General features: G+C 38.3%; 7 protein-coding genes and 1 pseudogene. 4 read left to right on the top strand and 4 right to left on the bottom strand.

All coding sequences use genetic code 11. The features are described from left to right. Nucleotides 1-129, bottom strand: a pseudogene (locus ACIR131C_RS25585) (photosystem II D2 protein (photosystem q(a) protein)); the annotation flags it as partial. Nucleotides 130-595: 466 nt separating this feature from the next. On the opposite strand from ACIR131C_RS25585, the gene ACIR131C_RS0112935 reads away from it, so the two are divergent. The 3 genes from ACIR131C_RS0112935 (at nucleotide 596) to ACIR131C_RS0112925 (ending at nucleotide 3,537) form a co-directional block, all read left to right on the top strand. Next, on the top strand, nucleotides 596-1,165 hold the full coding sequence (locus tag ACIR131C_RS0112935) for a photosystem I assembly protein Ycf4 (protein WP_028082775.1): 570 nt from the start codon (nucleotides 596-598) through the stop codon (nucleotides 1,163-1,165). 346 nt (nucleotides 1,166-1,511) lie between these two features. After that, nucleotides 1,512-2,264: a peptidylprolyl isomerase gene (locus tag ACIR131C_RS0112930; protein ID WP_028090537.1), complete on the top strand. Its 753-nt coding sequence runs from the start codon at nucleotides 1,512-1,514 to the stop codon at nucleotides 2,262-2,264. A gap of 127 nt (nucleotides 2,265-2,391) precedes the next feature. Beyond that, complete coding sequence (locus tag ACIR131C_RS0112925; protein ID WP_028090536.1) at nucleotides 2,392-3,537, top strand: beta-ketoacyl-ACP synthase; 1,146 nt, start codon at nucleotides 2,392-2,394, stop codon at nucleotides 3,535-3,537. Between the two features lie 49 nt (nucleotides 3,538-3,586). Here ACIR131C_RS0112925 and ACIR131C_RS0112920 read toward each other — a convergent pair whose 3' ends face one another. Next, nucleotides 3,587-3,844, bottom strand: coding sequence for a hypothetical protein (locus ACIR131C_RS0112920; protein ID WP_231395458.1), 258 nt, complete (start codon nucleotides 3,842-3,844; stop codon nucleotides 3,587-3,589). 203 nt (nucleotides 3,845-4,047) lie between these two features. On the opposite strand from ACIR131C_RS0112920, the gene ACIR131C_RS0112915 reads away from it, so the two are divergent. Continuing rightward, nucleotides 4,048-4,875 (top strand): class I SAM-dependent methyltransferase, encoded by an 828-nt coding sequence (locus tag ACIR131C_RS0112915; protein WP_028082779.1) that lies wholly within the window; start codon nucleotides 4,048-4,050, stop codon nucleotides 4,873-4,875. 47 nt (nucleotides 4,876-4,922) lie between these two features. On the opposite strand, the gene gcvH is transcribed toward ACIR131C_RS0112915, so the two are convergent. Continuing rightward, nucleotides 4,923-5,312, bottom strand: a complete 390-nt coding sequence (gcvH, locus tag ACIR131C_RS0112910; protein WP_028090534.1) for a glycine cleavage system protein GcvH — start codon at nucleotides 5,310-5,312, stop codon at nucleotides 4,923-4,925. Nucleotides 5,313-5,432: 120 nt separating this feature from the next. Continuing rightward, nucleotides 5,433-6,569, bottom strand: coding sequence for a glycine cleavage system aminomethyltransferase GcvT (gene gcvT / locus ACIR131C_RS0112905; RefSeq protein ID WP_028090533.1), 1,137 nt, complete (start codon nucleotides 6,567-6,569; stop codon nucleotides 5,433-5,435). Nucleotides 6,570-6,760 lie beyond the last annotated feature (191 nt).

Here is a 6,760-nt window from a genome sequence, read left to right as displayed (position 1 = left end):
TGACAGGAAGGCACAGGGGAATAGTAATATTCCTGACCAACCTACGAATACAAAGCGATCGCGTTTTAACCAGTCGTCTAATACGTCAAACCACCCTCTACTGGGGGCGCGTCCAACTGCGATGGTCATTTGACTACAATCCTTGGTTTTTTACTAAAATTGCTACGTTTTTTAAGCTGTGTTCCGGCGATTCTACCAATTTATGGGAACTACCGTGAGAAATTCAACGTTTTTTCCAATCTCAGCAGCCCTTGAGAATGTGAGATTGTGAGAACTGACTACTTAAAAAGTCATCACTTCTTTATAATTATGTCATGTTCAGCCACCATTAACCAGTAATCTGGGTTTTGTTAGCTTAATGATTCTTAACTTATCACATTCACCAGGGTTTGCGCTGGATACGGGCAAGAAAATTAAATATTCACTATCTCCAATACTATCAATATCAGAATTTTAACAATTTGACACAAGTTTTCTCAGAATCAGAAGACAGAAAAAATTCTCCCTTATCCCCCAAAGCCCATAATATCCTTGATAACTTGCAATTAAGACGGCTTGAGTGTCAAACTTGAGAAAGATAGTCCAAGGTAGTTTCATGACGGTATCAACAACGATTAACAAAGGCGAGAACCTTCTCTATCAAAAGGTTCTGGGTTCACGTCGGTTCAGCAACTACTGGTGGGCAACTATTGTTACTATGGGAGCCAGTGGTTTTTTCTTAGCTAGTATCTCCAGTTATCTCAAGGTTAATTTACTCATAGTTACTGATCCCACCCAACTGATATTTGTCCCTCAAGGATTGGTAATGGGATTATACGGTGCTGCTGGCTTGTTATTAGCCTTATATCTGTGGCTGGTGATTTTATGGGATTTAGGTGGCGGCTATAATGAGTTCAATCGGGAAACGGGGAAATTAAAAATCTTTCGCTGGGGTTTTCCGGGGAAAAACCGTGAAATCCAAATTGACGGACGCATCCAAGATGTACAATCGGTGCGTATTGTGATTAAGGAAGGTCTTAATCCTCAACGCGCTTTGTATCTCCGGCTGAAGGGTAGACGGGATATTCCCCTCACCAGAGTGGGTCAACCTTTGTCTTTAGCTGATTTGGAAACTCAAGGGGCCCAATTAGCTCGTTTTTTGGGAGTATCCTTAGAAGGACTGTAATAATTTTAAATTTTGGATTTTGGATTTTGGATTTTGGATTGCTGATCAATCAGTAATGATTATGCTCTCTCTGGGGAGAGTTGTTTTCACAATTGAAAATCCAAAATTCCACATTTTTGCCAGAAAATATCGGCTGCTTTGAGAATTTACGCAAAACGGAAAGAAAGTAGAGGGTAATTCATGTAGCCCAAGATCCCGCAGGATATTACCCCTACCCAAAAATGGGTTTTCAGTTTTCTGGGTCCACTGAGGTACGGGATTCATTCCTGATTGCTGTACCTAAGTAAGATAGGAAATGCTATATATTTTCCGTAGGTCATAACCTTGTTTGATTCAGTCACTAACAATGCAATTAAAATTTCCACAATTTTTTGTGGCTTGGTTGATTATTTTTGCTTTGACTTTGGGAGGATGCACGAGCAGTATAGAATCTTCTAATACATCCCCAACTTCAGCAGCTACTACAAGCACACAAACAGTATCAAAACCTACTAATGAGAGTATTCCCGGCATGAAAGATTTACCACGTCTCGAAGGTAAAGCTACAGTGGTGATGACAGTTAATGGCGCACCAATTACGATTGAATTAGATGGCATTAATGCGCCAATTACTGCGGGTAATTTCGTGGATTTAGTGCAAAAAGGTGTTTATGATGGTTTAGTATTTCATCGCGTTGTCCGTGATCCCCAACCTTTTGTCGCCCAAGGTGGAGATCCACAAGGTAAAGACCCGACATTTCCCGCTACTAGACTGGGAACAGGTGGCTATATTAATCCTAAAACTGGCAGTGAGCGCCGTATACCTTTAGAAATTAAGCCCAAAGGCGCGAATGAGCCTATTTACGGTAAGACAATTACTGACAAGCCAGAGTTACAGCATAAGCAAGGGGCGATCGCTATGGCCCGATCACAAATGCCTGATTCTGCTTCTTCTCAATTCTACTTCGCTTTAGCAGATTTATCATTCTTGGATGGTAATTATGCTGTATTCGGTAATGTCACCGAAGGCTTTGATGTAGTTAATAACATTAAACAAGGCGATCGCATTGAGTCGGCAAAAGTTACCCAGGGTGCGGAAAATCTGAAAAGTCCTGAGTAGTCATTGGTCATTAGTCAGTGGGAAACATGATTGATAATTGGATTTTATTCCCGATTTTTCAAGTATTCCCACTGCTGACTTCTCACTTTTGAATTTTGACATCAAATCTAAAATCTCAAATCTAAAATTGGTTAAGGTTGTTGTTACTGGTATTGGTTTAGTTTCTGCTTTAGGCAAAAATCTGGAAGATAGTTGGCAAAATCTACTACTTGCTAAAACTGGGATTAAATTACATCAACTATTTCCAGAATTGGGGGTGATTCCTCTAGGCTTAATTGCTGAAAAACCTACGGCGTTAAGTACCATAACGGAAATAGTTGTTACATCAGCTTTACAAGATGCCCAATTAGTACCGCCTTTATCTGATTGTGCTGTAGTCATTGGTTCTAGTCGTGGTTATCAAGCATCATGGGAAATGATGGCGCAAAACATACATGAACAAGCGGGAGGAGCAAATTTAGACAATTGGTTAAATACTTTACCCCAAATGAATGCGATCGCTGTAGCCCGACAAATAGGAGCATCAGGGGCAATTTTAGCACCAATGGCCGCTTGTGCAACAGGAATTTGGGCGATCGCTCAAGCTGCTATGTTAATTCAAAGCGGTGAGTATCAAATAGCCATAGCTGGTGCAGTAGAAGCACCTATTACACCCCTAACAATTGCCGGATTTCAGCAAATGGGGGCTTTAGGGAAAACAGGGGCATATCCCTTTGATTTATACCGGGAAGGCTTGGTATTAGGTGAAGGTGGTGCTGTATTTATCCTTGAATCTGCGGAGTTGGCCAGTCAACGTCAAAGCAAGGTTTATGGAGAAATATTAGGTTTTGGCTTGACAGCAGACGCATATCATGGTATATCTCCAGAACCAGAGGGTAAAAGTGCTATGGTCGCAATTAAGCAATGTTTAGAACGTAGTCAAATGACACCAGCAGCTATAGACTACATTCATACCCATGGTACAGCTACCCAATTAAATGACCGCATGGAAAGTAAAATTATCCAAAGTTTATTTCCAGCAAAATTAGCAATTAGTTCTACTAAAGGTAGCACAGGTCACACATTAGGCGCATCGGGAGCTTTAGGTGTAGCATTTTCACTGATGGCATTGCAGAATAATATATTACCTCCCTGTGTAGGACTTCAGCAACCAGAATTTAATTTAAACTTGATTAGATCAGCACAAGAAAGTAAAATTAAGAATGTTCTGTGTTTTAGCTTTGGTTTTGGTGGACAAAATGCTGTTATGGCTTTAGGAAATCTGAAAACCTGATATTCAGAGAGAGATTTTTTTAACTGAATTAATTATTGCATATTATCAGTTAATGGCGATCGCGTTTTAAATTAAAAATAACCTTTTCTAAATACCACTTGGTTGATTTACCTGGATACTTATTTCGTTCATGTCTCAAAAGTCTTTCCGCAGTTACACTATCTAATTGTAATAGCATTAATAATTGTTTCCAAAGTCTTTTTTCTGCACTTCCAAAAGTGAAACGAGTGGGATCTAATTTTCCGGTTTTTTTAGCCTTAGATATACGCCGTTTTTGGCTGCGAATTACAGATATTGCTAAAAACAAGACCATTATCGTCAGAATTAGCCAAAGGGATAAAATCAAGGTGTGCATATTCAAGTAAGTTAGTATAATTATTAATTACAGAATGCAGGAATTATTTAAATATACACATCCGTAAATATTCTGATTTTATTTAGCTTAAAATTAGACAATCAAGCCAGAAATTCCCGACTTCCTGAAATTTATTAAAGTTAAATCAAGAATAAATGAAAGAATTTGAAATCCTTAAAAACTTATATTCTCAAGATTTAGAAACCAGAAAAAATTGGTATTCCCAGGTAGCAGAGGCTTACAATAAATTCAGACCTCGCTATCCAGAAGAAATTATTAATGGTGCTATAGAAATAGCTCAAATTTCCCCAAAAGCTAATATCCTAGAACTAGGTTGTGGACCAGGAAACGCAACTTTAGCATTTGCTAAATTAGGCTTTTCTATGATTTGTTTAGAATCAAGTTTAGCAGCTTGTCATTTAGCAAGAAAAAACTGTGAAATGTACCCACAGGTAGAAATTCAGCAGACCACTTTTGAAGAATGGGAACTAGAACCTGAAAAATTTGATGCTGTTTTAGCAGCAACTTCTTTTCATTGGATTAATCCTCAATCTGGTAATATCAGAATTGCGGAAGCTTTAAAAAACGACGGTGCTTTAATTTTGCTTTGGAATATGACTCCCCAACCAGAATATGAAATATATCAAAGTTTCCGGGAAATTTATCAAAAGTATGCTCCATTTTTAGATAGGTACGAAGATATAAAAACTCAAAAACAGATAGTTGAAAATTTAGGACAAATAGCTATTAATTCAGGTAGATTTAAAAATTTAGTTTCTGAACAAATGGTATGTAAAGCTAATTATTATATTGATGATTTCCTACTACTTTTAAGCACTTATACACCTTACCTAAAACTAGATATAGAAACCAGAAATTGTTTATTTACAGAATTAGGAAAAAAGATAGAAAACAACTTAGGAGGAAATATTCAAATCACCTATATCTCAGCCTTTCAGGTTGCTAAAAAAGCTGAGATATAGTGTAACCGTTTTTCTTGATTTTCGGGAATGTATAAATGTGAAACTACTTACATACCCTCTACCAAAGTCTGATATTGTTCTGCTGTGAGAGAATCATCTATTTCCGCAGCATCATTAACACGCACTTTAATGAACCAACCTTCACCATAGGGATCATCCGCTACTTGTTCTGGAGCGCTTATTAAAGCTTCATTACTCTCTATGACTGTGCCACTAACAGGTGAATTAAGTGTTTCCACGGCTTTCACGGATTCAATAGTACCAAAGGTATCTCCCTTAGTAATAGTATCACCAGTGTCTGCTAGTTCTAAAAAGACAATATCACCCAATTGTTCTATAGCAAACTGAGTAATACCGATAGTAGCAATGTCGTCATCCAGACGAACATATTCATGGGAATCTAAGTATCGCAAATCCTGGGGATATTCAGAAGACATATCACTTTCTCTTCAATGTTAAAACAATATTGTGACAAGCGTAACCTAAACTCATTATTCCTCGAAAACCTCAAAAATTATACTATATTCCTGTACTTGACCGAAGTGGGAAATCCTATATCACTTAATAACACGATTTTTTGAGCGATAAAATGGGCGTTTCACAACTACAGCGGGGTAAGCTTTACCGCGAATTTCCACTTGTAGCTGCTGTTTGACCGTTGCTAACTGACTGGGAACATAGGCCAAAGCTATGGGATAACCAAGTGTCAGCGAGAGAGTACCACTTGTTACTTCTCCTACAACTTGACCCGATGATAATACAGGGTAGCCGTGACGAGGAATATTCCGTCCTTCCGTTTGTAAACCTACGAGTTTACGCGGTACTCCTTGGGCTTTTTGCTGTATTAAAACTTCTTTTCCGATAAAGTCACCCTTGGTATCTAAATGTACTAACCAACCTAAACCAGCCTCTAGAGGTGTAATGGTATCATCAATGTCTTGTCCATAAAGTGCCATTGCAGCTTCTAAGCGCAGGGTGTCTCTACAACCAAGTCCACAGGGAATAACACCAACATGATATAGATTTTGCCACAAGTCTATACCCACGGAGGAATCTACCATGACCTCAAAACCATCTTCTCCTGTATAACCTGTCCGAGCGAGAAATGCGTATTTTCCGAAAATGGTTGTTTCTAAATGTCCAAAAGCCTTAATTGCTGATAAATCCTCTGTGACTAAAGATTGAAGATGATTAGTAGCTGTTGGACCTTGAACAGCAATTAAAATTTTATCCCGTGAAAGGTCTTGAAATTCAACTCTATTCGGATCAAGATGCGCTAATATCCATGCTCTATCTTTATCAGTGGTTGCGGCGTTGACGATAATTACAACCTTTTGCGTATCAAAGCTGTCTGTACCTTGGTAGTAAATAATGATGTCGTCAACAATTCCACCTTGATGGTTTAGTAATACAGTATATTGTGCTTGTCCAGGTTGTAAACGACTTAAATCTGAAGGAACTAAATACTCAAGTTGGGAAATCAGGTTCTGACCTTGGAGGATAAATTTACCCATGTGAGAAATATCGAACATTCCCACCGTATTTCTAACAGTGTGGTGTTCTTCTATGATACTACTATATTGTATGGGCATTTCCCAGCCACCAAAGCTGGTAAATTTGGCTTTAAGTTCTACACCCATTTGATATAAAGGTGTTCGCCCTAAAGATTGGTTTGTATTTTCTGGATTAGCCACAGGTAGGTAGTTATATTTACGTGGAATAGAAATTAAAAATTCATACAGGAAAAGATTAAAACTTGACCCCTTTACTAAACGTCCCCCCGTAGAGAGGAGAGACTCAGAACCCAGTTTTTAGTCAAAAGCAAGTAGAGTTTCTCACTATATCTATCCTAGTAGACAGCTTCTAATTTAGCAGAGAATTACTT

Origin of the sequence: Dolichospermum circinale AWQC131C, from assembly GCF_000426905.1 — a bacterium.
Classification (GTDB): Bacteria; Cyanobacteriota; Cyanobacteriia; order Cyanobacteriales; family Nostocaceae; genus Dolichospermum; species Dolichospermum circinale.
Note: the sequence above shows the minus strand (reverse complement) of the source record. Positions and strands in the feature narration are given on the sequence as shown.

Excerpts from the sequence above, each read along its gene's own strand:
- ACIR131C_RS0112935 (WP_028082775.1), top strand. The coding sequence starts at position 596 with ATGACGGTATCAACAACGATTAACAAAGGCGAGAACCTTCTCTATCAA.
- gcvH (WP_028090534.1), bottom strand. The coding sequence starts at position 5,312 with ATGTCTTCTGAATATCCCCAGGATTTGCGATACTTAGATTCCCATGAA.
- ACIR131C_RS0112930 (WP_028090537.1), top strand. The coding sequence starts at position 1,512 with ATGCAATTAAAATTTCCACAATTTTTTGTGGCTTGGTTGATTATTTTT.
- ACIR131C_RS0112915 (WP_028082779.1), top strand. The coding sequence starts at position 4,048 with ATGAAAGAATTTGAAATCCTTAAAAACTTATATTCTCAAGATTTAGAA.